Here is a 2,450-nt window from a genome sequence, read left to right as displayed (position 1 = left end):
AGTTGATAAAACAACTTCAGCAATTTAAATCTATCGACAAGAAAACGTTATCAATAATAAAATGTATGTTGAAAGTAGAAACTGTATTACAAAACAAGGATATTATTCAATCTGAGAAGGGAACTCCTCAAGGTGGAATTCTTTCACCACTTTTAGCTAATATAGTTCTAAATGAACTAGATTGGTGGATTCACAAACAATGGTCGGGTCTAAAAACCAAAAGAAAATACTCCAATCCTAGCAACAAAGAGAGAGCTCTTAGAGATACAAACTTAACTGAAGTTAGAATTGTTAGATACGCAGATGACTTTAAACTCTTTTGTAGAGATAGAAGTTCTGCGGAAAAGATGTACAAACTAGTTAAAATATTCTTAAGAGATAGATTAAAATTAGAAATTTCAGAAAAGAAATCAAAAATAGTAAATCTAAGAAAAGAGTACAGCGTCTTTTTGGGAATAAAACTCAAAGCTATTAAGAACAGAAAAAGATTAACTGCCATCTGACAAAGCAAAGAAGGCTATTTTAAGCTTAATTAAACAAGAGGTAAAAGACCTTCAAAAGAGACGAACTGCCCAGCAAGTCTATAAATTTAATTCGGTAATATTAGAAATCCAAAATTATTATCGCATGGCTACAATGGTAAATAGAGATTTTAGTAAAATTGGCTATATAGTTAGGAATCCTTTAGAAACAGAATAGGGAAACCTTCTGACAAAAAGGATAAAAAGTATAAGCTCCGCTATAAAGGGTACAACTTTAAAGTATGGAACGTAGCAAGCACTACAGTTTTCACGCTACAAGCTATAAAGTTTAAAATACCTAAACTATTTTCAGCGAAAAATAAAGTTATGGATGTAGAAAAACAAATTGAGATAAACGAAATTGAAGACCCTCAAATAAGAGCAATCTTGAGAGTCGCAAGAAACTCAACTTGTGAAGTAACAGGCGAATATATAAAGGGAAATAACAACTTCTATGTTCATAGGATAGTTCCAAAAGAGCATGGAGGAAGTAAGGACCTCGATAATTTAATGTTACTAGATTCTTCATTCGAAACCTTACTGAAAAGTGAAAATAGAGAGGATTACTATAAAGACAATGAGAATTATGCAAAAATATTAAAAACACTTTCTAAATATAAATAAAATTTAAAATTATGATGGAACGCCGTGTGCGGTGAAAGTCGCATGCACGGTGTGGAGCAGGGGAAAAGGTGGAGATAACTTCAAATCCTTACCTATTGCTATATATACTTGTAACGATATCATTTACAAGTGCTTTAGCTCCGTTTATAAGCGAGATAGCATTTAATGTACATGTTTTTAGTAAATATGCCTATATACATGCTATTGTTTTGGGTATTATAATAGGATTTCTTGTAACACCTCTCGCTAAAAAGATGGCAGGCTTTCATGAAGGATTTAATTTGTATAATTTGGGATTTACAGGTGGTATTTTTGGAGCTGTTATTGCATCAGTATTAAAATTGTATCAATTTGTTGTTGTTCCACAAAGAATTATATCTGTAGAACACGATGTAGAACTGAAAATAATATCAAGTTCTGTTTTTATTTCTTTGATTATAGTAGGATATTATATAAATAATAAAAGTTTTGAAGGATATAAAACATTATTAAAAGATAATGGATTAAAAAGTGATTTTGTAATTAAATATGGATACGGAGTTACTTTTATAAATATGGGAATTATGGGATTTGTAGCAATAATTTATACTATACTTTTAGGTGAAACACTGAATGGACCTTTATTGGCAGGTGTTCTTACAATAGTGGGATTTTCAGCATATGGGAAAACAATACTTAATATAACCCCAATATTGTTAGGTGTATTCTTAGGTAAGTTTGGAAGTCAAATAGATGGATTTACATTAGCTTTATCTGGATTGTTTGGAAGTTCTTTGGCACCAATAGCAGGAGTATATGGTCCGTTTTGGGGAGTTATAGCAGGAATGCTTCATGTTGCAGTTGTTCAGAGTATAGGTATAATTCATGGAGGGTTAAATCTGTATAACAATGGGTTTTCAGCAGGAATTGTTGCAGGATTCTTATTGCCGATAATATCGACTTTAAAAGAAAGTACAAATAAAAGAAAAAGCAAATATCTACAAAGACAAAAATCATTACATGATTTAATTCGAAAAACAGAAGATAATTTATACGATGATAAAAATAAATAAAAAAAGTTGTTGACTTAATTTAAAAAAGATGATATTATAATTCTTGTCAGCAGGAAATATAGCTGGCAAGAATTATAAGGACATTAGCAACCGAATAGAGAAAATAGTCAGAATGTTGTGTAAACAACAAAATACCAGTAATGGTAAAACCATTTAGATGGTTAAAAGGTGTAAAGAAAGTCTAAGGACTTAAAAATATATTTGAATGAAGAGTTTGATCCTGGCTCAGGATGAACGCTGACAGAATGCTTAA

Annotated in this window: 3 protein-coding genes; all 3 read left to right on the top strand. The window is 30.8% G+C overall.

The annotated features are described in order from the left end of the window. The coding region (locus tag ACRCZX_RS03840; RefSeq protein WP_438581625.1) for a reverse transcriptase domain-containing protein at positions 1–503 on the top strand (503 nt) is incomplete at its 5' end. Positions 504–848: 345 nt separating this feature from the next. After that, positions 849–1,145, top strand: a complete 297-nt coding sequence (locus tag ACRCZX_RS03835) for an HNH endonuclease signature motif containing protein (protein ID WP_438581624.1) — start codon at positions 849–851, stop codon at positions 1,143–1,145. Between the two features lie 68 nt (positions 1,146–1,213). Further along, on the top strand, positions 1,214–2,197 hold the full coding sequence (locus ACRCZX_RS03830) for a DUF1576 domain-containing protein (protein ID WP_438581623.1): 984 nt from the start codon (positions 1,214–1,216) through the stop codon (positions 2,195–2,197). Positions 2,198–2,450 lie beyond the last annotated feature (253 nt).

It is taken from the genome of Cetobacterium sp. (assembly GCF_051658645.1).
GTDB lineage: Bacteria > Fusobacteriota > Fusobacteriia > Fusobacteriales > Fusobacteriaceae > Cetobacterium_A.
This window is presented reverse-complemented; position numbering and strand designations above follow the sequence as displayed.